This is a genomic window from Pseudoalteromonas sp. KJ63-1 (genome assembly GCF_055808145.1).
The window spans coordinates 364,082-389,630 of record NZ_CM147855.1 but is presented as its reverse complement, the minus strand read 5'-3'; the positions used below and the strand labels follow the sequence as shown (position 1 = coordinate 389,630).

General features: G+C 39.5%; 25 protein-coding genes and 1 other RNA gene. 11 read left to right on the top strand and 15 right to left on the bottom strand.

Translation table 11 applies throughout. The features are described from left to right. Positions 1-90 precede the first annotated feature (90 nt). The 5 genes from AC0L7Q_RS01825 to AC0L7Q_RS01805 all read left to right on the top strand — a co-directional run bounded on the left by AC0L7Q_RS01825 (position 91) and on the right by AC0L7Q_RS01805 (position 6,040). Positions 91-786 (top strand): reverse transcriptase domain-containing protein, encoded by a 696-nt coding sequence (locus AC0L7Q_RS01825; protein ID WP_409424610.1) that lies wholly within the window; start codon positions 91-93, stop codon positions 784-786. A 489-nt stretch (positions 787-1,275) separates the two neighbouring features. After that, a complete protein-coding gene (locus tag AC0L7Q_RS01820) occupies positions 1,276-2,139 on the top strand; it encodes a phosphoribosyltransferase-like protein (RefSeq protein ID WP_409424609.1) in 864 nt (287 codons plus the stop codon). A gap of 2 nt (positions 2,140-2,141) precedes the next feature. Beyond that, positions 2,142-4,052, top strand: coding sequence for an ORC-CDC6 family AAA ATPase (locus tag AC0L7Q_RS01815; protein ID WP_409424608.1), 1,911 nt, complete (start codon positions 2,142-2,144; stop codon positions 4,050-4,052). Further along, the gene (locus AC0L7Q_RS01810) at positions 4,052-4,987 is read left to right on the top strand and encodes a hypothetical protein (protein ID WP_409424607.1); all 936 of its coding nucleotides are present in this window, start codon (positions 4,052-4,054) and stop codon (positions 4,985-4,987) included. The genes AC0L7Q_RS01815 and AC0L7Q_RS01810 overlap by 1 nt, the downstream gene beginning before the upstream one ends. After that, on the top strand, positions 4,988-6,040 hold the full coding sequence (locus AC0L7Q_RS01805) for an N-6 DNA methylase (RefSeq protein WP_409424606.1): 1,053 nt from the start codon (positions 4,988-4,990) through the stop codon (positions 6,038-6,040). A 30-nt stretch (positions 6,041-6,070) separates the two neighbouring features. Here the strand turns inward: AC0L7Q_RS01805 and AC0L7Q_RS01800 are convergent, their stop codons facing one another. The 3 genes from AC0L7Q_RS01800 to rsmI form a co-directional block, all read right to left on the bottom strand. Continuing rightward, positions 6,071-7,972 carry a DUF3258 domain-containing protein gene (locus tag AC0L7Q_RS01800; RefSeq protein WP_409424605.1) on the bottom strand — a complete coding sequence of 634 codons (1,902 nt, stop codon included), beginning with the start codon at positions 7,970-7,972 and terminating at the stop codon, positions 6,071-6,073. 127 nt (positions 7,973-8,099) lie between these two features. After that, an RNA gene (gene rnpB / locus AC0L7Q_RS01795) (RNase P RNA component class A) lies at positions 8,100-8,464 on the bottom strand. Positions 8,465-8,506: 42 nt separating this feature from the next. Further along, positions 8,507-9,364, bottom strand: coding sequence for a 16S rRNA (cytidine(1402)-2'-O)-methyltransferase (gene rsmI / locus AC0L7Q_RS01790; protein ID WP_413401226.1), 858 nt, complete (start codon positions 9,362-9,364; stop codon positions 8,507-8,509). Positions 9,365-9,424: 60 nt separating this feature from the next. On the opposite strand from rsmI, the gene AC0L7Q_RS01785 reads away from it, so the two are divergent. From AC0L7Q_RS01785 to dolP, 4 genes are all read left to right on the top strand, one after another. Beyond that, entirely contained in the window at positions 9,425-11,305 is a 1,881-nt protein-coding gene (locus tag AC0L7Q_RS01785) for a penicillin-binding protein activator (RefSeq protein ID WP_413401225.1), read from the top strand. Between the two features lie 9 nt (positions 11,306-11,314). Continuing rightward, a complete protein-coding gene (locus tag AC0L7Q_RS01780; protein ID WP_008110719.1) occupies positions 11,315-11,686 on the top strand; it encodes a YraN family protein in 372 nt (123 codons plus the stop codon). Between the two features lie 141 nt (positions 11,687-11,827). After that, complete coding sequence (locus tag AC0L7Q_RS01775; RefSeq protein WP_413401224.1) at positions 11,828-12,421, top strand: SIS domain-containing protein; 594 nt, start codon at positions 11,828-11,830, stop codon at positions 12,419-12,421. Continuing rightward, positions 12,414-12,980, top strand: coding sequence for a division/outer membrane stress-associated lipid-binding lipoprotein (gene dolP, locus AC0L7Q_RS01770; protein WP_409424601.1), 567 nt, complete (start codon positions 12,414-12,416; stop codon positions 12,978-12,980). The genes AC0L7Q_RS01775 and dolP overlap by 8 nt, the downstream gene beginning before the upstream one ends. A gap of 650 nt (positions 12,981-13,630) precedes the next feature. Here dolP and AC0L7Q_RS01765 read toward each other — a convergent pair. The 12 genes from AC0L7Q_RS01765 to AC0L7Q_RS01710 all read right to left on the bottom strand — a co-directional run bounded on the left by AC0L7Q_RS01765 (position 13,631) and on the right by AC0L7Q_RS01710 (position 22,381). Continuing rightward, positions 13,631-14,476, bottom strand: coding sequence for an IS3 family transposase (locus tag AC0L7Q_RS01765; protein WP_409425547.1), 846 nt, complete (start codon positions 14,474-14,476; stop codon positions 13,631-13,633). Continuing rightward, on the bottom strand, positions 14,473-14,973 hold the full coding sequence (locus AC0L7Q_RS01760) for a transposase (protein ID WP_409423191.1): 501 nt from the start codon (positions 14,971-14,973) through the stop codon (positions 14,473-14,475). The genes AC0L7Q_RS01765 and AC0L7Q_RS01760 overlap by 4 nt, the downstream gene beginning before the upstream one ends. A gap of 76 nt (positions 14,974-15,049) precedes the next feature. Beyond that, positions 15,050-15,487 carry a ClpXP protease specificity-enhancing factor gene (locus tag AC0L7Q_RS01755; RefSeq protein WP_008110860.1) on the bottom strand — a complete coding sequence of 146 codons (438 nt, stop codon included), beginning with the start codon at positions 15,485-15,487 and terminating at the stop codon, positions 15,050-15,052. Continuing rightward, positions 15,487-16,113 carry a stringent starvation protein SspA gene (gene sspA, locus AC0L7Q_RS01750; protein ID WP_413401223.1) on the bottom strand — a complete coding sequence of 209 codons (627 nt, stop codon included), beginning with the start codon at positions 16,111-16,113 and terminating at the stop codon, positions 15,487-15,489. The genes AC0L7Q_RS01755 and sspA overlap by 1 nt, the downstream gene beginning before the upstream one ends. 79 nt (positions 16,114-16,192) lie before the next feature. Next, positions 16,193-16,936, bottom strand: a complete 744-nt coding sequence (locus AC0L7Q_RS01745; RefSeq protein ID WP_109875379.1) for a cytochrome c1 — start codon at positions 16,934-16,936, stop codon at positions 16,193-16,195. After that, a complete protein-coding gene (locus AC0L7Q_RS01740) occupies positions 16,933-18,198 on the bottom strand; it encodes a cytochrome b (protein ID WP_010390662.1) in 1,266 nt (421 codons plus the stop codon). The genes AC0L7Q_RS01745 and AC0L7Q_RS01740 overlap by 4 nt, the downstream gene beginning before the upstream one ends. Next, positions 18,198-18,788, bottom strand: a complete 591-nt coding sequence (gene petA / locus AC0L7Q_RS01735) for a ubiquinol-cytochrome c reductase iron-sulfur subunit (protein ID WP_010390661.1) — start codon at positions 18,786-18,788, stop codon at positions 18,198-18,200. The genes AC0L7Q_RS01740 and petA overlap by 1 nt, the downstream gene beginning before the upstream one ends. Positions 18,789-19,336: 548 nt before the next feature. Continuing rightward, positions 19,337-19,684: a four helix bundle protein gene (locus AC0L7Q_RS01730; RefSeq protein ID WP_413401222.1), complete on the bottom strand. Its 348-nt coding sequence runs from the start codon at positions 19,682-19,684 to the stop codon at positions 19,337-19,339. Between the two features lie 177 nt (positions 19,685-19,861). Beyond that, the gene (gene rpsI, locus AC0L7Q_RS01725) at positions 19,862-20,254 is read right to left on the bottom strand and encodes a 30S ribosomal protein S9 (protein ID WP_024600778.1); all 393 of its coding nucleotides are present in this window, start codon (positions 20,252-20,254) and stop codon (positions 19,862-19,864) included. Between the two features lie 8 nt (positions 20,255-20,262). Next, complete coding sequence (gene rplM, locus AC0L7Q_RS01720; RefSeq protein WP_008110876.1) at positions 20,263-20,691, bottom strand: 50S ribosomal protein L13; 429 nt, start codon at positions 20,689-20,691, stop codon at positions 20,263-20,265. 366 nt (positions 20,692-21,057) lie between these two features. Next, positions 21,058-21,867, bottom strand: coding sequence for a bifunctional DNA-formamidopyrimidine glycosylase/DNA-(apurinic or apyrimidinic site) lyase (gene mutM / locus AC0L7Q_RS01715; RefSeq protein ID WP_413401221.1), 810 nt, complete (start codon positions 21,865-21,867; stop codon positions 21,058-21,060). A gap of 13 nt (positions 21,868-21,880) precedes the next feature. Continuing rightward, entirely contained in the window at positions 21,881-22,381 is a 501-nt protein-coding gene (locus tag AC0L7Q_RS01710; protein WP_413401220.1) for a hypothetical protein, read from the bottom strand. A gap of 117 nt (positions 22,382-22,498) precedes the next feature. Between AC0L7Q_RS01710 and AC0L7Q_RS01705 the strand changes: the two genes are divergently transcribed. Both AC0L7Q_RS01705 and AC0L7Q_RS01700 read left to right on the top strand, forming a co-directional pair. Beyond that, entirely contained in the window at positions 22,499-23,422 is a 924-nt protein-coding gene (locus tag AC0L7Q_RS01705; RefSeq protein ID WP_055013427.1) for a manganese-dependent inorganic pyrophosphatase, read from the top strand. 471 nt (positions 23,423-23,893) lie between these two features. After that, positions 23,894-25,273, top strand: a complete 1,380-nt coding sequence (locus AC0L7Q_RS01700) for an MBL fold metallo-hydrolase RNA specificity domain-containing protein (protein WP_413401219.1) — start codon at positions 23,894-23,896, stop codon at positions 25,271-25,273. Positions 25,274-25,549 lie beyond the last annotated feature (276 nt).

The following is a 25,549-nucleotide window of genomic DNA, read 5'->3' as shown; positions in this document are numbered from 1 at the left end:
TAATGGTTAATCGGGATACTTGTCGACTAGGCTGCCTTTTAGTCCACTAAGTGAAAAGATGATCTTGTATCAAAGCGGAAACAATAATTTATGAGTGAAATTGACAACCCTACTTTTTTTGATCAACTTGTTGTAGGAAAATACTCTTTATTAAGAGCTACAGGTATACCACCCATAAGCTTCAATGAGGTCATTGAGTTTCAATCAGGGAAAAAGTTCTTTTATAAAGTTCAAGAAAGTTCAGATCTGAGTAAAAGCCATAATAGTATTGTTTCAAAATTCTTAAACAATATCCCTCTAAACAATTCAGCAAAAGCATTTAGACCTCAAACCTCTTATTTAAATTTCCTTGAGCCTCACCGTAAGAACTATAACTTTTTACGGTTAGATATTAAGAACTTCTTTCATTCAATATCTGAAGATTTACTTAAAGAATCCTTTGACTCTTACTTTAAGACTCAAATAGTAAATACTAAGACAAGATCGTTACTGGTTGATAGCTTTATAAATTTGGTAACAGTGAACTTACCTAGAGACTCTAAAAACAAAGAGTTTTTAGAGAAAAAAATATTACCTATTGGCTTTAGCACCTCCCCAGTAATATCAAATATTATTTTTAGGAAGTTTGATATTTTAATCCAAATGTTATGTAGCAGATATAACATTGAATACACTAGATATGCCGATGACTTATTATTTTCTTCACCTAAAAACTTGAATACCATTCAATCGGCTTTTTTCACAATGAAGTCTGTTTCTTATTATCTAGTGGAGGTTTTAAAATAAACAATAGCAAAATATTATCTGCTAAGAAGCTAATATCTATAAAAGGATATACGATTGACGGAAGTGAAGATGAGAAAAGGTTAGGAACAATACGTGTTTCTAATAAGAAACTGAAAATTATAGAAAAATTATTGCATGAAAAAAATAAAGGCACTGATAATGTGACAATAATGAAAAAGGTTTTCAAAAAGAACATACAAAAAATGAAATTTAAATTTGAACCTAAAAAATCCTTCCTAGAAAAGTACTGTTATGATCAAATAATAAATAAAGCACTAGGCTATAGATCATTTTTAATATCATTAATAAAGTTTCATAACCTTTATGAATGTATGGATGAAGACTCTATTAAAAAATATAACTCATTAATAAAGGAGCTTGAAAAGCTCACCCAAACTATCTCAATTACCAACTAACGTTAATATGTATTAACGTTAGATGAATATGGTATATTTGAAAATATCGCGCTAAAAATATAAGGATTTTAAATTGCGTTCTGATATTTACATAAATGAAGTAGTCTCTAAGTGTGAAGTCTTAGTAAAAAGTGGCTTATGGGACGATCATGAAAAATTAAGAGTTCGTGGTTGGCTCAACAATTTTGATGAAGTAGACAAATACATAGCAGCAAAATTATTAGACCGCTTTATATATTACTCTAATAAGCATACTGATGCCTTGTTAAAGGCAGCATACAACTCAATTGGCGCAGACCAAGATAAAAGTTTATGCAATATGTTAGACGATGTAATTTTCACACCAGTAACAGGAGAAGAACCAAATCCGACTGACTCTGGGCATCTCATTTGTAGAAAAGTTAGGCAACTTTTTAATATTCCGGAAGCGCAAATAGTCGATCAACCCACTGCTCTAGCATTTGCCAAGCAAGGCAAAACCATTATATTTCTCGATGACTTCGTTGGCTCTGGACAGCAGTTTGAAAAAACTTGGATTAGAGGAATAGATGGGGATTCATTTAAAAAGCTTAACAGTCATACAAACTTTAATGCCATTTATTTAACAATTTTGTCCACTGAAATAGGTAAAAAGCACATCGAGTCAGTCGCACCTCAAGTAAAGCTCTTAATGGCCCACGTAATAACTGATAATTATAAAGTACAAAATATTAATTTTGGCGACATAACGCAAAACCAAATAAGTGCTTTCTTAATGAAGTATGCACCTAGGTTAACTCCCCGAGAGCAGTATATGCAAAACCTAAACTCAAAAATGTACGGATTTACACTAAAAGGCTTACTTTTTAGTTTTGAGCATTCAGTTCCTGACGCCACATTACCTATTTTCTGGTCTCCAGGTAATGATGGGTGGATCCCTTTAATTGAAAGGAGTTAATAATGAATAAAAATGAAAATATACTCACGACCATTTTTAATGAAAATAGAGCTGAGTGGATGCAAGACTTTGAAGATCTATTTGTAGCTCCGGCATATATTGAAAAACTAGAAAGCATTAGACCAGCAATCCTCATTGGTGGTCGAGGTACAGGAAAAACCACATCTTTACACTCATTGAGTTATGATGCAACTTTAGAAAGACTTGAAAAACAAGGTCTTAATTTTGGAGACCAAGAATATTTAGGTGTTCTGGTCCGAATGAATAAAAATAGAGTAAAGGCATTCCAAGGTAGCCACTTTTCTAGGGAACAATGGGATAAACTTTTCGGGCATTATTTTAATTTGTTGGTTTGCAAAGAACTCGTATTGCTTACAGAATGGCTACAAAATAAAACAGGTAAAACTTTGTCCTTAGAAGCTTTAAGTCTAATAGCTACAGACTTGGCCCTTCCAAATAAAAAGATTACAAGCCTTAGAGCTCTTCTTTCTGGAATAAAGATTGCGATTTCTGAATTACAAGTATACGTAAATAATGGCGATGAGGAATCTAAGGTTAGAACATCAATTCCTGAGTCTCCATTAAGAGTTTTTGTTGAAAGCTTACTTGATGAAAATTTAATAGGTCAAAGAGTTATTTTTTGTTGCGTAGATGAGTACGAGAACTTAAGTAAAGAGCAACAAGCTATTGTTAATACCTACCTAAAGCACTCAGAGAGACCTTTATCATTTAAAATTGGCGTACGAAAAAAAGGTTTAAAAACAAGAAGCACTATTGATGACAATGACCCAATAAGAGTTCCTGATGATTGCTTAGAGATCGAAATTGTAGATGAGGGGTTTGACTTCTTTGCAACCGCTGTTGCAGAAAAAAGACTTAGCTTACTAAAAAGCAAAGGCTTAAATATAACAACCAACTTACAAAAGTTTTTGCCAGACCTCCCTATAGAAGAAGAGGCTGTTCTATTAGGTGCAGAAAAGAAAAGTGCCGAAGTTTTAAATAGCTTAAAAGAACCAGATAGTAAAGCTTTCGAGTTCATCAAAGATAAAACACCTTTCGAAATTTCTTTTTTAGGTTATTGGGCTAGAAAAAATCAGTCTTCAAGTATCAACGACCACTTTAAAGACTGGCTTTCAAATCAAAAGAAATGGGAAACAAGAATTGAAAACCATGGATACGCGAGTCTATTTTGGATATCCAAAGGTAACAAAGGTCAAAGAATTAAAAAGTTTTACTGTGGTAAAAGAACTTTACTTAGCTTGGCTGCTGGCAATATTAGATATTTCATAGAGCTCATTGATAACTCTATTAAGCATGAATATAAGGATAACCATTACAAAGAGTCTAAAGAGTTTTATATATCGCCTCAAAGTCAAACAAAGGCAACCACAGATGTTGCCAAACGTAGACTTTCTCAACTTGAAGGTCTTACAGATAATGGAGTTGCCTTAAAAAGGCTAGTTTTAGCGATAGGTAAAGTTTTCTTTGAATTTGCTCGAAATCCTGAACATAAAGCACCAGAAATAAACTCATTTGTTTTAGATGGCAATAATGAAGATAAAGCAAAGATAATAAAGCTTTTAGAAGAAGGGATTGGTCACTTAGCATTTGAAGCAGAGCCATCTACAAAAGCAACTACTCCTGATGAAATGAGAGAAAGTGAGTACAGACTTCATAGAATCTTTACTGGCTTTTTTGAAATATCACACAGAAAGAAAAGACGTACTAATTTTGATGCAAAGCTTCTATTGGAAGTTCTTGAAGATTCACCTAAAAAGGCAATTTCCCAACTTATAAACGCACAACCCAAAAGCACAAGTGATAAAAAAAATAACCAGATACAACAAAGTTTAATTGATGAACTTCCTGAACAGTTAGCTTTTTTCTCATCATTCTATGAGGGAGAAGCTTAATGCATCATACTATTATAAAGCCAAATGTACATACAACTAGAGTTAGCGACTTTGAACTCTCATCTTTGCATGACGGCGAAGTAGCTATAATTTCGTCAGACTCTTTTGAAAATAGAGGTGACCTTGATGCATGGAACGAAATTAAGGGCTCTCATAAAGAGCAGGCAATTATTATTACTCCGAAAAGCCATGATCAAGTAATATTGAGTGTAAAAGGTGGCGCACCCAAAGAATTATCCTTAAGGAATGATAGAGAACTTGCAAATGTATTAAATGATTCTAAATACTTAATTGATATAACAAGTTTTCGACACAACGTTTGGGCTCCAATTATCAAAAATTTATTAGAAAGAGGTATCCAGACACGAGCATTATATATAGAGCCAGACTCGTATAAGCCACATCCAAATCCATCCTCTGAAACTACATTTGATTTAACAAATAGTTTTGAAGGGATGCTACCACTTCCAGGATTCAGTAATTTAAATGGTCCAGATGATGAGAACAAATGCATTGCTGTTGCCCTGTTAGGATTTGAAGGAAGTAGGCCGCAAAGACTGATTATGTCAATTGATCCCGAACCTAAAGTTTTTTCAGTGATAGGAATTCCTGGTTTTAAATTAAACTACCCTTCATATACAGTTACTTCAAATAGTACCTTTCTGAATGAATATGGGTATAATGGAAAGGTCTTGCATGCAAGGGCTAGCTGTCCTTTCGAACTTTACAACTTGCTTCTTAAAATAAAGCAAGACTACCCTGAGCATTACTTATATATAGCTCCAGTTGGAACTAAACCTCATGCTCTAGGCGCTATCATGTTTAATGTAGACCACGGTGAGACAACTGAGATTATTTATGATAACCCTTCCGTTAAAAAAGGTAGGACTGAGGGGCGTGCAAACATACATATTTATAATCTTTGGGAAAGATGAGTGGATTTACTTGATAGGTATTATACCCCTACACAAACTGCGGAAAGTTTTATTAAGTTAGCGGGCTTTTCAGATGTAAGCTCTGTTTTAGACCCTACATGCGGAAAAGGAAATCTACTTTTAGCTGCCCACAAACTTTATAAAAACGTGGAACTTATTGGGTTTGATATTGATCTAGAAGCAATTGAATTCTTAAGAGAAAAATTTAAAAGTTGGCAGTTATTTCATGCCGATATTTTATGTGATTCGAGTATAAGTAAAGCACTACTCGAATCACAAATACCCAATTCAGATCTGTTGCTATTAAATCCTCCTTTCAGCCATTTTAATAGAAAATCTGTTAGTTGTGATTTTAAAGGTGCTACATTTAAATGTAGTATTGCAATGTCTTATTTATTACGTTGCATTGAAAAATTCAAACCAAAACAAGGTGCTATTGTAATTATACCAGAGTCGGTAATGCACTCTCATACTGATACCTTTGCCAGAAAGGCTTTACAGCAATACTTTTCATTGAATATCATATCTTCTTTAGAAAAAAAGACTTTTAAAGGAGCAAGGGTTCACAGCCTTGTAATTTCAATAAAACCACACACAGAGAGAGTAACTTCATTGCCTACTTCAGGCCTAAGCTATTCAAAACTTAAAATCTCACTTACTCGGGGCAATTTACCTGTATATAAGCTAAAAACTGTGTCACCCGAACAAGATAACGCTATAAGATTTTTACATTCAACAGATCTTAAAAACCTTTACCAAACGGATGAACAAAAATTCACTATAAAGAAAAAAACAGGGGCTATTAGTGACATCTCATTATTGATACCTAGAGTCGGTTTACCTAAAGTTCAAAATATACCTATCACTCAAAAAGATACCTGCTATCAATTATCTGATTGTTTAATAGCAATTAGTGCTGACTCAAGAACTTTAGCTATAGTTAAAGAAAGGCTATTAAAGCATTGGGAAGATTTCTTTGAGCTTTATAAAGGTACTGGTGCAAGATATATTACACTTGACCGATTAAGCATATTTTTAAAAAAATATCAATAGAAATCATAAACTAATGCAACAATGATTGCTTTAATTATATTCAGCTGAATTCACTACTTCAGCTAACCTTTTCAAATTAGCTCCACCATGTGTGTACTTATCAGTTATTCCACCTTTAGAAAGTTCATGACCAACCACTTGTTGTATCAGTGAAAGATCAAACGAGTGATTATTACGTATGTTACTTATGAACGTATGCCTGAAACTGTGGTAGCTACGCAGTTCATCTAGCTCATTAACGCTAGGTATTTCAAGCTCCACAACTAAACGACCAAACCAACTAGTGATACTCTCAGCTGAAGTTATTTCATATAAAATACGTTCCTCTGCTTGTTCTACATATTCTAAAAAACCAAGTTCGATTAAGCGTTTATGGATAGGGATTTTACGTTTTGCATTGCTTGTTTTAAGGCGTTGGGATTCATGCTCATCAGTTACTAATATGTAATTAATACCATCTTCAATACGGATATCTGGTTTTCTTAACTGGTAAATTTCAGTACGTCTTGCGCCTGTATACATGGCTAATAATAGTGACCACTTTTGCCATGCATATTTTGTTTGTGTTGCAAAGGCTTCAAACTTAGTAAGTTCTTCGCTATTAAAAACACCACGTATACGCTGTTTAAAGTCTCGTTTTATAGTACATGGTGAATGCTGAATATATTCAACAGTATCTCTTTTAGCATACGCGAATACCCCCTGTAACCACTTGTAATAGCCTTGAACTGTTTTAGGTGTAACTAAGTCATCATCTGGCACATCAAAGTCTAGGCACTCTTGCAGGCTCATTTTACTGTATGGTGCGCAGTTCTTTTTAGGTAACTGATAACAACGGTCAATAAAACGACCTATATCACTCGCTTTATAACTTTCGATTGGTTTATCTTCACTCAGTAAACACCATGCTTCGTAATGGCGAGCGTATTCTTTTATGAGCCTATCGCTTAAACCTGCATTTACTTTAAAATCTAAAAACTCGGTATAAACTTCTGAAAATAATGGGCCTTGAGTTTGTTGTTTTTCTTCACTTGGCTCACTTTCAACTATGGTGTGTGAGCTTTTATTAAACATTGAATCTAATAAATGTTTTTGCTCTGAGTTTTTAGTTAAGCAAGAAGCCAAGTATTTAGCCTGCAAATTTCTTGATGTTTCTAACATACTTTTAAATGCTGAATACTCTAATGAGCCATGCTCGAACTCTACATCGTGTTTGTTTAGGGTTTCTATTGCATCAATGTTATCAGCGTAAAAGTTGTCGTCTTCATCTGAGTCATCAAATAAGTCTTCATCTGTTTCAACTTCAGAACTATTAAACATACCAGCGAGTAAAAACGTATCTAATTGACGTGCAAGCTGACGGACACTTTTTTCGATTTGTTTATTAGCTACAATGTCGGCATTACTTAAACCACTATTTTTAAGTGCCATGTACTTACTAACCAAAACATAAATATTAAGCACTTCGTAATCATTGTTTTTTAATGCTTCAACCAATAATTCACCTGTTTCACCATCTGCAATAGAAAGCATAATGTTTGCTGCTGTTCTTAAATGTGTAGGTGAGTGATTGTTTAAGGGCTTCGCTTTAATGCCATTTATAGAATGTGCTGTTGAAGCATAACGTTGTTCTTCTTTTGCTATTATTTTTTTGCTTAGCTCATGGGTAAGTTTTTGCTTCATATGAATTAAGATACGTTTTGCTTGAGTGATTAAAGTTTCAGTATCTATATTGTGTCGATCACTCGCAAGTATTTTTAGTTTATCTAGTTCGGGTTTGATTAAGTCAAGAAAGTTTAAAGCATGATGAAGGTGTTTGGTTTTAAGTGAAATACGTATATCGGAGCCGATAAATTTACGAGGAAAAACATAACGAAAATAGTAACGTTCTTTTCGTAGTATGAGGTGTTCGGGGAGTTTGATATGTCTCATTAAGTTACCTATGTGTAAGTAACGTATTGAGTTTATTTGGCACACTATTTGGCACACTTTTAAAATTTTGTGCCATGAGATTAGTGGTTCAAGCGTAAGCACCTAATAAATCAGATGCTTACGCTTGAGTTTGAGTCAGCCGGTAAGCCGGGTTCTGTCCTTTCCGAAAAAAGTGATAATCATTCGTCTAGGCCATAAATCGCTCTATGGCTCAAGCAACCTACCCGGTTCCAACGTGGGCCACGCCATAAGGAACCCTATTTGGTCTTGCTCCGAGTGGAGTTTACCTTGCAACCGACTATTACTAGCGGCCCGGTGCGCTCTTACCGCACCCTTTCACCCTTACCAATCCGAGGATTGGCGGTCTTCTCTCTGCTGCACTTGTCGTGGGCTCACGCCCCCAGCCGTTAACTGGCACTCTGCCCTGTGGAGCCCGGACTTTCCTCCCCCTGATCATTTTCGTCACAGGCAGCGATTATCTTGGCTAACTCGGCGCGCAGTATACATGAGAGCACCACACTACGCAGTAAACATTTACTGTTTTTCTTCAATAATTGTTTTATACAACGCGTTTTTCTTCATGCCGAAGTAGTCGGCTACTACACCACAGGCTTTTTTCATTGGCATTTCGTTTTCGAGTAACGCTAACATTTTACGAGCTTCTGGTGGAATATCGTCAACTATCTTAGCTTTCCCTGGCAACATGAGCACTATTTCGCCGCGTTGCTTAGTTGGATCGTCAGTTAAAAACTGCTTTAACTCAGCTACAGTGCCATTAAAGAAAGTTTCAAAGGTTTTAGTGAGCTCTTTGGCAAATACCACCTGCTGCTCACTACCTAGCGCCACTTCTAAATCGTCAAGGCTTGCCATAATACGATGGGTACTTTCATACATAATACTGGTAATACTTGAGTTAACCGCATCGATAAAAAAGTCTTGGCGCGCTTTACTTTTAGCAGGTGTAAAACCAATAAATTGAAAACGGTCAGTAGGTAACCCAGAACAACATACCGCTGTAATAGCAGCACATGCACCAGGCACGGGTGTTACACTTGCGCCCTGCTCACGACATAAGTTAACCACCGCGTAACCAGGATCGCTTATAAGCGGCGTGCCTGCATCAGAGACCAGTGCAATATTGAGTCCTTGATTAAGCTGGTCGATAATTTGCTGCGCTTTTTGCTTTTCATTATGGTCATGTAACGCAAAGGTTTTAGCCTTAATACCAAAGTGGCTAAGTAGCTTACCTGTATGGCGAGTGTCTTCAGCCGCGATTAAGTCAACCTGCGATAATGTCGCGATTGCACGCTGACTTAAGTCGTCATAATTGCCGATTGGGGTGGCAACAACGTAAAGAGTGCCAATTTTCTGTGAATTCTCCTCATTTAACATTGAGGTCTCCTGCGTCAGTCAGTAATATAAGCAAATCGCGTTAACGTATGGGAAATCATTGTGCGACTTAAACTAGTTAGTCTATTAATTATATTGTCAGGGTTATCGGCGTGTAGCACAACCGAAAAACCAACTAAAACCAGCGATAACTTAAGTAACAGTGCCAATACGCTGAAAAATGAAGCACTGAATGCGCAATCTATTTACCTATTAGCGCAAAACCGCTATGGCGCTGATAAAATCCAGCTGCTTTATAGTGCTCGTGATAGCGCAATTACAGAAGAAAACTGGCCACTACTGGAAAAAATATGCACGGAACTTGCACTTACCGCCAGTGTTGATCAAATTCAAAATCGTTTATACATTGCCTTTGCGCAAAAAGAGCAAAATAAAAATCAGCAAGCACTTGAGGTACTAAACACCCTGGAAGGGCAACTTAAGCAACCTGAACATTTTGCTTGGCACCAATTTTTAACGGCCAGTATTTTTGCATCGCAAGATTTACCAAAACGTGCTGCCCCTTACTTTTTTGCTGCATCTGAATCGGTAGCAAAAAATAATATTTCTATCCCTAAACTTAATGACGCACTTTGGCGTAATTTAAAGCAGCTTTCTTCGTATGCATTAGAGCGATTTAACCGTGGCTCGGTTATTCAACAAGGCTGGGTTAACTTAGCTTTGTACCATCAGGTTTATGCCAACAGCTCAGTTGATTTAGACCAAGCGATTAATAATTGGCGACGTCGTTACCTTGGGCACCCTGGTACCAATGTTCTACCAAAACAAGATACTTACGCTAATGAATTAGCACCACTAAATATTGAACGCTTAGTTGTACTACTACCTCAATCGGGGGCTAATCAGCGCTTAGGGGATGCATTAAAAGCAGGTATTTTGGCAGCGCTTGATAAAAAAGAGATTAGCGAAACGCTGTTTATTGATGAAAATACCGAAACAGAAGCGTTGAGTGCACAGATTACGCAATTACAACCAGACTTTGTTATTGGCCCGCTATTAAAAGCCAATATAGATAAGCTCGCTAATACCAATACATTACTCGATATACCTACATTACATTTAAATACCTTTGATGGCGAACGAACCTCTTTGCAGCACTACTTTTTTGCGCTTAATCCTGAGCACGAAGTACAACAAACCCTAGAGCACTTTTTAGCGCAAGGTTATCAAAAACCTATGTTGCTAGCGCCAAATAATACCAATGGTCAGCGCTTAATTGACTACTTTAATCTGCAATGGCAACGCTATAGTGAAACAACCACACAGGTTGGCTTTTACAACGACAATAAAGATATGCCCAACACCATAACCAGCTTGCTCGAAGTTGATAAATCAAAAGAGCGTATTAAAGCGGTTAAAACACTTTTTAATAAAGAAGTAGAAAGTGAAACCCGTTCACGTGGCGATATTGATGCAATTTACATATTAGGTGACGCCATAGAGACCCGATTAATTAAGCCTTATCTAGATGTTAACGTAAGCACCTTTGCCGACAGGATCCCTATTTACGCCAGCTCTAAAAGTCATAGTAAGCAAATAGATACCACTGACAAAGGCGATTTAGATGGGCTCTACTTTACCGAACTTCCTTGGATGTTAGACTCACAAATTACGCAGCATAATCTACGTAAGCAATATAATGATTTATGGCCTGAACAGGCTGATATTAGCCAACGTCTATTTGCCATGGCCTACGATGCCGTCGCCATGCTGAATGATATTAGACAGCTGAGCATTACACCTGATAAATACTTTTCAGGCTTAAGTGGTAAATTGTCCATTAATAGTGCCGGTGATATTGAACGATCACTGCAATGGGCGCAGTACAGCAACCGCCGTATAAAACCTGTGGAATTAAAAACGCAACGCCCTGTGCCGCTATTTATGCAGTCGGCAAACGATGGCATAACCATTATTAATTAAGGGGTTAGCATGTCGTGGTTTAAACAGCTGTGGCAAAATAGTCGTGAAAAAGGCCAGTATTATGAGCGCCAAGCGCAAAAGTATTTAGAAGCGCAAGGTTTAAAAGCGATTGAGCGTAATTACTACTGCCCCTATGGCGAGCTTGATGTCATTATGAAAGACGGTGACACCTTAGTGTTTGTTGAAGTTAAGTTTCGCAAAAATAACATAAAAGGCGGCGCTAATTATGCGCTAAGCCCGCAAAAGCAAGCTAAGTTAAAGCGCACTATTTATCATTACCTTGGTGCTAAAAACTTAAAAAACCAGCCATTACGTATTGACTATGTAGCTATAACAGGCGAACCGTCATTACATATTAACTGGCTGAAAAACGTATTTTAATATCTGATGTACAAAGATAAGACGATTACAACAGCTTCATGCTGAGCATACAGTTAAACATTAGCTTACGCCTAAAATAATCACCTTTTAATAAAGCCGGTGTGAGCTCACACAGAATTAGAGATAAATTGTTGGTAACCCATGCAAGATACAATTAAAGAAATTTTTAAAGAAAGTATTCAAGTTCAAATAGCCGCAGGCGAAGTGTTGCCAAGTGCATTAGAATCAGCGGCATTTACCATTGCACAAAGCCTGATCAATGGGAATAAATTGCTCTGCTGCGGTACTGCAAATTGCCATATGCTGGCACAACACATGGCAGGCGTACTGGTTAATTTTTACGAAACAGAACGCCCTTGCTTACCCGCAATCGCTCTCTCACAAGAAAATATTAACCTTGGCCAAGGCAATCAAATAGATGACCACGATACCTTTGCACGCCAAGTTCGTGCCTTTGCCCAGCAAGGTGACTTATTGTTGGTACTTGCCATTAATGGCAATGAAAAACACATAATTTCTGCAGTAGAAGCGGCACTTACCAAAGATATGAAGGTCATAGTAATGGTAGGTGATGATGGCGGCGAACTTGTTGGCTTGCTTGGCCATAACGATGTAGAAATTCGTACGCCATCTAAACGCCCGAGTCGCATTATTGAATCGCATTTAGTGAACCTTCACTGTTTAAGTGAGTTGGTGGATTTAACCCTTTTCCCGCAGGACGAAAATTATGTTTAAACGCTCCCTAATTGTTTTAGGTACTGTTGTATTATTACAAGGTTGTGCCGCTGCAGTGGTCGCCGGTACAGCCAGTGCTGTTACTGCCGCTAACGATAGACGTACTATAGGCTCGCAAATAGACGACAACAACATTGAAATAAAAGCCAGCATTGCTATTAGCGAAGATGAACGCCTTAATAAGTTTGCCCATATCAGCGTTATAAGCGTAAATGGCGTGGTTTTAATGGTAGGACAAGTGCCTAACCAAGAAATGAAAAACCAAGCGTTTAAAACCATTGAGAACCTATCTGGTATTCGCAAAATTCATAACCAACTTCGCATTGGCTCTAATATTGGTATCACCACGCAAACACACGATTCATGGTTAACCTCAAAAGTAAAAGCGCAGCTTCTAGCGGCTGAAAATATCAGCAGTAATAATATAAAAGTAGTGACTGAAAATGCCGAAGTATACTTAATGGGGCTAGTATCTGACGCCGAAGCAAACCAAGCCGTTAATATAGCTCGCAACATCTCTGGCGTAGAGCGAGTAGTTAAAGTATTTGAGTATTTGTAAAAGTCTCAGGTTCGAAGTTCGAAGTTCGAAGTTCGAGAAATTTAAAAACCTTGCGGTTAACATCGCAAGGTTTTTTTATACCTGTAGGCGGGAGTTTATCTCGCGCAGGGTTTAGTAAAATACGCGGCATAAAGCCCCGCCTACAAAACCATTTTGAACCACAGATTACACCGAGGCGCTTTGCGCTAAACAGAGAAGAAAAAATGTCTTTAATCATTTTCTCTGTGTGCTCTGCACCCTCTGTGATAAATAGAATCACTAAAAGACGCGGAGTAAACCCGCTGCTACATCAATCAACCTTACCCCGCTTCTCGCAGCCCGTTGCCCGCGAACTTAAATCAAACCTGCGCGGCGTAAAACCCCGCCTACGTTCAATAAAAAAACACCGTGCTTGGCTTAATCTCTACCTAACACCTAACACCTAACACCTAGCACCTAAAACCTACTCTTCACTTTTGATCAGACGCGGGGTAAACCCGCTGCTACAACAATCAATCTTAACCCGCCTCTCGCAGCCCGCTACCCGTCGCTCGTGAGCTTTTCTAACCTTAAACCTTTAACCTTTAACCTTTAGCTTTTAACCTAACATTTTCATACAGACATAAAAAAACCGCTTATTATGAAGTGACCCCATAAAGTTGGACTCATTTCTAAGCGGCTGCCAAGGCCTGATTTCGATACTGTATCGGACTCAGGCCTTTTAGTTTCAGTTTAATACGCTCATTGTTGTAATAGTGGATATATTCTTTAATGTTTTCAATAAGATCATTCACGTCTTTAAACGTTTCGTTGTGGTACATCTCGCTCTTCAATATGCCGAAGAAGTTCTCAGCAACCGCATTATCTAAACAATTTCCTTTTCTAGACATACTTTGTTGCAATCCTTTTTCCTTAAGGTGATTTTGATATTGTTTGTTTTGATATTGCCACCCTTGATCTGAGTGTACAACTGGCTTTTCATTTGGCTTCAACCTAGCAGTTGCTGTTTTAAGCATGTCAGTTACCAAAGGGAGTGCAACGGATTTTCTGACTTCGTAACTGATTACCTCTTGGTTGAATAGGTCAATCATAGGCGATAGATATACCTTCTCATTATCCACTTTAAACTCCGTCACATCCGTCACCCATTTTTGATTTGGCTTCTGCGCAGTAAACTCGCGGTTAAGCGTATTTTCTGCGATTTTACCCACTTCACCTTTATAGGATTTATAGCGCTTAGGCCTTACTTTTGACTTGAGTCCTAACTCATTCATCAACCGTTGAACGCGCTTATGATTAACAAATACTCCCATTGCTCTCAGGGCACTCGTAATTCTGCGATAGCCATATCGCCCTTTATGCGCGTGATAAATATCACGTATTTTTACCAGTAAATCATTGCTTGCACAGGGTTGCTTACAAGTAGTGCGATGATAATAGTAAACACTCTTTGGCAGCCCTGTCGCCTTTAAAAGGTGTCGTAAGCTATGCTTTGCCTTGAACTCTTCGACGACTATCGTTTTGTCTTTGCTTTTTTCTTTCTGGCTTGAGCCAAGGCTTCTAACTTTTTTAGCACATCATTCTCAGCTCGTAAGTATGCTAGTTCTTCTCGTAACTCCTCCTCAGTCATTTGCTCTACTAGTTTTGATGAAGAAGAATTATTTGTCATGAATGGCTTACCTTTTCTCTGTGGTTTAAGACGTGATATACCATCACGAGCATAAAGCTTTTGCCATTGAAAAAGAATGCCTGGGGACGATAAATCGAAGAAAGCACTGGTATAACCGAGTGACCAACTGTTTGCTGTCATCGTTTTTAACACTTCAGCCTTAAATGCTAGAGAATAAGGTTTGTGAACAGACCTGAAGCTTTCAGCGCCATGAATTCGATAAATAGCGGTCCAATATCGGACCTGCCTATCTGTAACATTAAATCTGTTACTTACCGCCGAAGAGCTTTCAGACAAAGCGAGTTCAGCTATTTTGAGCTTGAAAGCTCGGTGATGTTTGGACATAAAAAGACCCCCAGTAATTGGAATGTCCAACTATTGGGGGTCACTTCATTAAGCGGTTTTTTCTAACATTTACTAGTTATTTTATAACACGTAAATGTGAGCCTTTTTTCTTTTCAGGCTTGGGAGCTGGCGTTTCATCAACTATCTCAGGTGATGAATCGACACTTTCAAGCTCTGGAGCAAAATCGTCTTCGTCCTCTAAAAACTCATCTGCAGTAAAGACTGTGCCTTCGCCATTTTCGCGTGCATATATTGCAAGTACAGCCCCTAAAGGCACGTACACTTGCATTGGCTGGCCGCCAAAGCGTGCGTTAAAGCTAAGCTGAGTATTATCTAACGAAAACTGCGTAACCGCCGAAGGGCTTATGTTCAATACAATTTGGCCATCTTGGACAAACTGTGTTGGCACTTGCACTGCAGGAAAGTCAGCATTCACCACTAAGTGTGGCGTGCATTCGTTATCAACAATCCAATCAAAAAAAGCGCGTAGTAAATAAGGACGATTAGAAGTCATTATAAACGGATCTCACGCTCTGCTTCAGTTAAAGAAGCTTGGAATGATTCACGTTCAAATAAACGAATCATATACTCTTTAAGTTCTTTAGAGCCTACACCATTTAGCTCAATACCAAACTCTGGTAAACGCCATAATAGTGGTGCTAAGTAGCAATCAACTAAGCTAAACTCTTCACTCATAAAGTAAGGCGCTTCACTAAAGATTGGTGCTATTGCAAGCAATGCTTCGGTAAGCTCTTTACGAGCTTGCGCAGCATCAGAAGTGTTGTTAATGATTTTTTCAGCTAGGCTGTACCAATCAGTATCAATACGGTGCATCATTAATCGACTACGACCACGCATGACCGGATATACAGGCATTAGTGGAGGATGAGGAAAACGTTCATCAAGGTATTCCATGATGATGTTTGCCTGATATAAACCAAGCTCACGGTCAATCAGTGTTGGCACTGTGCCGTAAGGGTTAATTTCGTGAAGTGCTTCTGGCAGGTTATCCTTTTCAGCCATATGAATATCTACACTTACACCTTTTTCAGCAAGTACAATGCGTACTTGGTGGCTATACATACAGTTAGCACCAGAAAAAAGGGTCATTACAGGGCGCTTATTGGCAGCTACGGCCATGCCTACCTCCATTAAATAACTAAAACAGCAATAGGGGCTTAAGCCCCTATTGCAAAATTACCTTTAAATATGTTCAAACTTAATGAACATCTCTCCAGTATTCTTTCTTCAGCATAAATGCCAAGATAAACAGGATAATTAAAAATCCGATTACCTTAATACCTAGCGCTTCCGACTCGAGACGTGTAGGTTCACCTACATACTCTAGGAAATTCGTTAAATCACGAACTGCTTGGTCATATTCATCTACACTTAATTCGCCCGTACCATCTGTTTTTGTACCAGTAATATGAGTGGTTGTTTTACCATCTACTGTTACTTCTTCAGTAATTGCAGTAGGAACACCTTGCAACTCTTGAAGAACATGTGGCATACCCACCGATGGGAATAACGTATTATTTACGCCAAACGGACGAGATTCATCTTTGTAAAACGATTTTAAGTAGGTATAAATCCAATCACTGCCACGCACACGCGCAACATTAGTTAGATCCGGCGGAGCCGCACCAAACCATTTTGCAGCATCTTCTTTTGCCATAGCGTTAAGGATATGACCACCCACTTTTGAACCATCAAAAATAAGTTGCTCTTGACCAATCTCTGTTGGAATACCAATGTCACGGAAAGTACGTTCATAACGTTGATACTGCATTTGGTGACAACCAAGACAGTAGTTCATGAACAACTTTGCGCCACGCTGCAAAGAAGGTTGATCAGATATATCGTTACCCGCTTCCATTAGAGGAACTGACGGGCCAGCCGCCATTGCAGGTAACACGTTTACTGATAAAGCAAATAAACCTATTAATAGCTTTTTCATCATTTCGTTAACCTCTCAGGCAATGGCTTAGTTTTTTCATTCTTACTGTAAACAAATAACAGTACGAAGAACATAAAGTAAGTCACAGTACAGACTTGCGAAACAATCGTTTTAAAATCAGTTTGTGGTGTAGCACCAACCCAACCTAAAAGAACGAAAGTAACAACAAAACCTGCAATGTTCCATTTGTGGAAACCACAACGGTAACGAACTGAACGAACCGAACCACGGTCAATCCAAGGTAATAATGCTAGCACGACAATTGATGCACCCATTGCTGCAACACCCATTAGTTTGTCAGGGATTGCACGTAAGATTGCATAGAATGGCGTGAAGTACCAAACAGGGAAAATATGCTCTGGTGTTTTAAGTGGGTTAGCTGCTTCAAAGTTTGGCGCTTCTAAGAAGAAACCACCCATAGCAGGCATAAAGAACACAACCCAGCAGAACAAGATTAAGAAACCAACCACGCCCACAATATCTTTTACTGTGTAATAAGGGTGGAACGGAATCGCATCAATAATGTCTTTTTTATCAGTGTAGTATTCATGGAACTTAAATTTAGGCTTGTCTTCTTCAGCCACAGTTCCTTTTTTACGTTTGTTATCAATACCGTCTGGGTTATTAGAACCCACTTCGTGTAGCGCAACAATGTGTAAAAATACTAAGATAACAATAACCAATGGCAGTGCAATTACGTGTAATGCAAAGAAGCGGTTAAGCGTTGCACCTGAAATTACATAGTCACCACGGATCCACAGTGTTAAATCATCACCAATAACCGGGATAGCCCCGAATAATGAAATGATTACCTGTGCACCCCAGAACGACATTTGGCCCCATGGTAATAAGTAACCCATGAATGCTTCAGCCATTAGGGCTAAGAAAATGAACATACCGAATAACCACAGTAATTCACGTGGTTTTTGGTAAGAACCGTAGATCATGCCACGGAACATGTGCATGTAAACAACGATGAAAAACGCAGATGCACCCGTTGAATGCAAATAACGCAATAACCAACCGTACTCTACATCACGCATGATGTATTCTACTGATGCAAATGCACCTTCAGCAGATGGTACATAGTTCATCGTTAACCAAATACCTGTAAGTATTTGGTTTACTAGTACTAACATAGCTAGAGAGCCGAAGAAGTACCAGAAGTTAAAGTTTTTTGGTGCTGGATACTGTGCAATGTGCATGTTCCAAACACGTGTCATTGGGATACGGTCGTCTATCCACTCAACAATTTTACCAAACATTAGGCCACCCCTTGTTCTTCGCCCACTAAAATAGTGGTCTCATCAAGAAAAGTATATGGTGGAATTTCTAAATTTAATGGTGCAGGTACCGATTGGAATACACGGCCAGCCATATCAAACTTAGAACCGTGACATGGACAGTAAAAACCGTCATCAGTCCCTTCCACTTTCTCACCAAAGCCACCTTGTAAAAAGCTAGGTGAACAACCCAAATGCGTACAAATACCTACAGCGACAAAAATCTCTGGGCGTAATGAACGGAAATCATTGGTTGATGATTCTAATTGTTGTGGCTCTTGCGATTGCGGATCACGAAGTTGACCTTCATGTTCTTTCATCTGCTCAAGCATTTTTGGGGTCCGTGATACAACCCATACAGGTTTACCACGCCACTCGACACGTATTAATTGTCCTGGCTCAAGTTTGCTGATATCTACTTCTACAGGCGCACCCGCAGATTTAGCTCGCTCACTTGGATTCCAAGACGCAATAAAAGGAACAGCAGCCCCAGCCGCACCAACACCACCAACAACAGAGGTAGCTATGGTTAAAAAGCGACGTCGGCCATTGTCTACAGGCGCATTGCTCATCCACTTATCTCCACTATGATTCTCAACACTTGCTATATTGAGAACATCAGTTACAGCAGGTTAATTTTTCGAATTTTAAAAGAGAAACGATCATAATTAAAACCCTTGTTTAAAACAAGGTTATTCACAGCCTCCTGCTCGAATAAACCTGACTTGCTCAAATAGTTGATTAAGTAAGCTCGAGTATGAAACCAAATGACTATAGTATCGCTTCCGTAAAAACAATTTGTAAACAAGTACAATCTCACCAACTAAGTACAGTAACAACTGAATTTGGCGACATTAAACTCATTCACTTTATTTGCCCGCCAATTGTAGCAAAAAAATTCACCAATTAACTGATGGATTTAAACTAATTGCGATAATTATTTAACTTTTTTTGCGTTAGTCGGTCATTTTTAAGCTTTCGTTCAATAAATACGCATGCTTTGCCGGTTTTGATCAAGCTAATGTCGACATTAGTCGTAAACGTTCGGGGTTCGGGGTTCGGGGTTCGGGGTTCGGGGTTCGGGGTTCGGGGTTCGGGGTTCGGGGTTCGGGGTTCGGGGTTATCGTACATTTTTAATCATTGAGATTAATTTACCAAGCATTTTCCCAATACTTTCACACTCATCTAAAGCGTATTCTGTTTGTTCATAATTAATATGACCTAACTCAAAAGCAATCATTAGCTGAGTTTTTAATTCACCGACAGACCCTTTAGCTACAGAAAGAAAGTAAGCTCTTTCTTTATCAGAGTAATGCTCATAACCCTCTGCAATATTGCTAGGCACTGAAACTGCGCTTCGACACATTTGATCTTTTAAGCCAAAATCCCTCAAAGCAGCAAAGGTTTGATATACAAACAAACTTAATGAGAAAGACTTTTTCCATACATCTAAACTTTCATACCTCACAACCACTCCTTAGCCTTAATCCCGCTTTCATCATAAATTATAGTAAACATATAATTTAACGCACGGAACTTAATCTCTTTCGCAGCTCGGTTCTCGTAGCCCGTTACCCGAAACTCATTATCTAAAAACAAAAAACCCAGCATAAGCTGGGTTTTTGAATTCTTGATAACGTAAAAATTAACGTTTTGAGAACTGTGGACGCTTACGCGCTTTCTTAAGACCCACTTTCTTACGTTCAACTTTACGTGCATCACGAGTAACGAAACCTGCTTTACGAAGTTGTGGACGTAGTGACTCGTCAAACTCCATAAGTGCACGAGTGATACCGTGACGGATAGCACCAGCTTGACCAGTAGTACCACCACCGGCAACGGTGATGTGAAGGTCAAATTTTTCAGTCATGTCTACAAGCTCAAGAGCTTGACGAACAACCATGCGTGCTGTTTCGCGACCAAAGTACTCTTCTAAAGAGCGCTTGTTGATTACGATGTTACCAGTGCCTGGGCGTAAGAATACGCGAGCACTTGAACTTTTACGACGACCTGTACCGTAGTATTGATTTGCCATGATAGTGCTCCTTAAATGTCTAGAACCTGAGGCTGTTGTGCAGCATGGTTATGCTCAGTACCCGCGTAAACTTTAAGTTTGCGGAACATAGCGCGGCCTAAAGGACCACGTGGCAACATGCCTTTAACAGCTTTTTCGATGATCATTTCAGGCTTTGCAGCTTGAAGTTTATCAAAAGTAGTAGACTTAAGACCACCTGGGAAACCAGAGTGAGCGTAGTACACTTTATCTTTGAATTTGTTACCAGTAACAGTAACTTTCTCAGCGTTGATAACGATGATGTAATCACCAGTATCTACGTGTGGTGTGTACTCAGCTTTGTGCTTACCGCGTAGGCGATGAGCGATTTCAGTAGCGATGCGACCTAAAGTTTTATCTTCAGCGTCAACTACGTACCAGTCACGTTTTACTGTTTCTGGTTTAGCAACAAACGTTTTCATTTATAAAAATCCAATGTTTTTCAATTAAAACCACAGGTAGTTATTATTAACTACCGCTCTAAGTATGCTACAACCCCTTCGAGTTTTAGACTTTTTCGCCGCTCACAAGTGGCTAAACTATATGAGGACATAGAACGCAACGTGGCAGACGCGGGAGTATACCAGCACTTAAACTACATTGCTACCGGCCGGTTGTTTTTTCCGCAAGAAAAGTTTGGGATCGAGGGTTCGGGGTATTTAAAAACCTTGCGGTTAACATCGCAAGGTTTTTTATACCTGTAGCAGCGGGTTCACCCCGCGTCAGTATTTGGCTCAAGGTGTTAGGCCCTTTGCCCGTTGCCCGTTGCCCGTGAACTTTAACCTTTATTACTTCTGACACACCTCACAAAAAACGGTGCTGCGTTGGCCTAGGCGAATTTCGGTTAGTTCGCTCTCGCAATTTACACAAGGCTGGCCTTTTCGGCCATACACTAATAGCTGTTGCGCAAAGTAGCCTGGCTTACCGTCACTTTGGGCAAAGTCTTTCAACGTTGTGCCGCCTTGAGTAATTGCTTCGGCTAGGGTGTCTTTTATAATTGGGATTAACGCTTGGTAGCGTTTAAGGCTTACTTTACCGGCTTCTTTTCGCGGATCGATACCCGCTTTAAATAATGATTCGTTAGCGTAAATATTACCAACCCCCACCACCACGGCGTTATTCATAACAAACTGTTTAACAGGCACTTTTTTATTGCGAGATTGCTCATAAACACGTTTAGCAAAAAAGTCATCGGTGAGTGGCTCGGGGCCTAATTTAGCAAGTAACTTATGCTCTTCATTGGGGGCTTGCCATAAACAGCAACCAAAGCGACGTGGATCGTTTAAACGCAGCGCCTTATTATTAGCTAAAACAAACTCAACATGGTCATGCTTTTTAAGTGGCTCATTGGCGTTCACAACCCGCAAGTTCCCCGACATACCTAAATGCAATATAGCTGAGCCTAACTCGCACTCTAACAATAAGTATTTTGCACGGCGTTCAATACTGCTAACCACCAACCCCTCAAGTTGATACACCTCATCTGGCACAGGCCAGCGCATACTAGCATTATGAATATTTACCTTAGTCACAACTTGGTTTAGCACATGGGGGGTAATGCCCATACGGCTAACTTCTACTTCTGGTAATTCAGGCATTTATAAAACTCACTTATGAAAAGGTAAAACTTGGAAATAATTGTTTTGCAGTGGTTAAATCGAGCAACAATAGCCGCTGACTGGTTTTATCGAATAAATAATGCTGACCATTCGCCTCAAATAGTAAGTACACCCAAGGTAGGGGCTCACCGGCGAGTTCAAGCGTGGCTACCGATAGTGGCTTATTCATATCAAGCGCATCAGGTGTGGTAGTCGTCATCAGCGCGGTATTTTGCCATAAATAAACTAGATCACTAAGTTGCTGCTCTGAGCCTTGCCAACTAAGCGGTACATTTTTTTGCAAAGCAGTAGTACGCCAACTAGTGCCAATACGCTCAATTTTTTGGTCGATAAGTTTAAGCGTTAATACAAAACTTTGCACAGGAAGTAGTGGCTGTAATTGCGCCTGTGTTTCATCATTCCCTATGTTTTTATGCAGTCCATTTAAAAAGAAGATCATAATCAACATCGAAAAAATAATAACATTGTTCCAACCTTTGCGGCCGAGTTGCATGTGGGTCTTCCAATTAAAAATATCGATTTAAAGTGTAACCAAAACTTAATTACACTGTCTATATGTTAAAACCCAAAGACTTTGCTAGAATATCGGCAAATTTTAAGGAGTTTAGTCATGTCAATGTATGTAGTGGGCCATAAAATCCCAGATTCAGATTCAATATGTGGTGCAATTGCACTGGCTTATTTAAAAAACCAAATTGATGAACCAGCAATCCCAACTCGCCTAGGTGAAGTGTCACCTGAAACACAATTTATTTTAGATAAATTCGGTTTTGAAGCACCTGAGCTAAAACTTAGCTACGCTGGCGAAGACGTTTATATTGTAGACCACACAGAAAAAACGCAAGCACCTGACGATATTGATCAGGCTCGCGTAGTAGGCGTGGTTGATCACCATAAACTAGGTGATTTAACCTCATCGACACCGCTTGAGTGTTGGATCCGCCCTGTTGGTTGTTCTAACACCATTATTAAAATGATGTATGACTTCTACAACGTTGAGATCCCTAAAGATATTGCTGGCATTATGCTTTGCGCTATTTTAAGCGACACGGTTATTTTTAAGTCACCAACCTGTACTACTGCCGATATTAAATGTGTTGAAGCACTAGCAGAAATTGCAGGCATTGAAGACTTCAAAGAACTAGGCATGGACATGTTCCGCGTTAAATCAGCCGTTGAAGATACGCCAGTACGTGACTTAGTAATGCGTGACTTTAAAGACTTTAACATGAACGGTAACCTTGTTGGTATTGGTCAGTTAGAAGTTATTGACCTTGCGGTATTTGACGAGATTAAAGCCGACCTTGAAGCCGACATCGCGAAGCTTAAAGAAGAAGGCGGTCGTCATTCAGTATTTTTACTTCTGACCGACATTATGAAAGAAGGCTCACAAATGCTAATTGCATCAGACGATGCTAGCCTAGTTGAGCAAGCTTATGGTGAAAAACCAGAAGACGGTAAAGTATGGCTAGACGGCGTATTAAGCCGTAAAAAGCAAGTAGTGCCACCACTACAAGACGCTTTTAAGGGCTAGATTCGAGGTTCGAGGTTCGAGGTTCGAGGTTCGAGGTTCGAGGTATTTAAAAACCTTGCGGTTAACATCGCAAGGTTTTTTTATGCCTGTAGGCGGGAGTTTACCTCGCGCACTTTCACAACATTTCAAAAAGCCTGCGCGGCATAAAGCCCTGCCTACAATAAAACTCTATATTAATCCTACCCGAAGGCGGGAGCTTACCCCGCGCAATTTCACAACATTTCAAACAACCTGTGCAGCATAAAGCTCCGCCTACAATAAAACTCTATATTAACCCTACCCGTAGGCGGGAGTTTACCTCGCGCACTTTCGCTATGGTAACCCGCTCAAATTCCAAACTATTAATTGCCTGCTATATTTACCTATAAAATAAAGGCGTTAGGCTCTAAGTGCTAGGCTCGGGCTTCGAGGTTCGAGCCGTAACCCGTGGCCCGCAGCCCGCAGCCCGCAGCCAAAACATAAGGACATAAAATGCAAATACTTCACCACGGAGCGGTAAATGGCGTAACAGGCTCATGCCACCAGCTGATAATAAACGATCAAAGCTCTTTTCTAATTGACTGCGGACTATTTCAAGGTGAAGATTCTGTTGATGATCTTAATATTGAATTTAATATAGATACAGTTCGCGCGTTGATCGTCACCCATTGCCATATTGATCATGTTGGCCGAATCCCCTACTTATTAATGGCTGGCTTTAAAGGACCCATATTTACCTCTATTGCATCGGCCAGTTTACTGCCACTAGTGATTGAAGATGCATTAAAAGTGGGCGTCACGCGCGATCAAAAAGTAATAGACACCTGCCTAAGGTTACTTAAACAGCAAGTTGTAGCCGTTGATTTTAAAACTTGGTTCGATCTTCCGTGTAGCGGTGAACACACATCTAAAGCCCGACTACAGCGGGCTGGGCACATTTTAGGCTCCGCTTATGTAGAAATAGACATAGGCATACCTCCCCACAAAGCTAACAATATTCACAGAGTGGTTTTTTCAGGTGATTTAGGGGCACCCTATACGCCTTTACTACCCGCACCTAAAGCCCCCTATAAAGCAGATACTTTAGTTATTGAGTCAACCTATGGTGATAAAAACCATCAAGGACGAAAGCAACGTACGCAAACCTTAAAAGCTGTGATTGAGCGCGCAGTTGCCGACAATGGTATCGTGCTTGTGCCTGCATTTAGTATAGGCCGTACACAAGAGCTGTTATACGAACTTGAACAGCTAATTCATGCCTCAACTAAAAACTCACCTTGGCGCACAATACAAGTAATACTCGACTCTCCCATGGCGGCTAACTTTACTCAGCAGTATCGAAAATTTAAATATTTATGGGATGAAGAAGCAAAACAAAAAGTAGCCAAAGGCCGCCACCCTCTCGACTTTGAAAACCTCACTACAATAAATACCCATAGCGAGCACTTAGCTTTAATAAATTACTTAGCCACCCGCCAAACACCTGCAATTATTCTAGCTGCAAGCGGTATGTGCACCGGCGGACGAATAGTTAACTACCTAGAGCGATTTTTAACCGACAAAACCACCGACGTACTTTTTGTAGGTTACCAAGGCAGAGGGACTTTAGGTCGTGACATACAAACCTATGGCCCAAAAAATGGCTATGTATTTATAAATAATACCCGCATTAATATTAACGCCAAAATACACACAATAAGCGGCTACAGCGCCCACGCCGATCAAACTGGTTTAATTAAATTTGTAACCGGTATGCGCAAAAAGCCCCGCCATATAAAAATAGTCCACGGCGATGATGACGCTAAAAATGCACTCGCTACAAAGTATAGGGAAGTACTGGGTGATGATGTAAAGGTTGAGATTGGGAAGTGAGGAGACAGGTGTTAGGTTCGAGGTTCGAGGTTCGAGGTTCGAGATTCGAGATTCGAGGTATTTAAAAACCTTGCGGTTAACATCGCAAGGTTTTTTACGCCTGTAGCAGCGGGTTCACCCCGCGTCGTTATTAGGTTTTAGGCCCATCGTCCATGAACACAAACCAAACCTGCGCGGCATAAAGCCCCGCCTACAGGTTATTTTTACCTCTTCCTCTGTGTTCTCTTTACCCTCTGTGGTAAATAAAATCACTAACAGACGCGACATAAAGTCGCT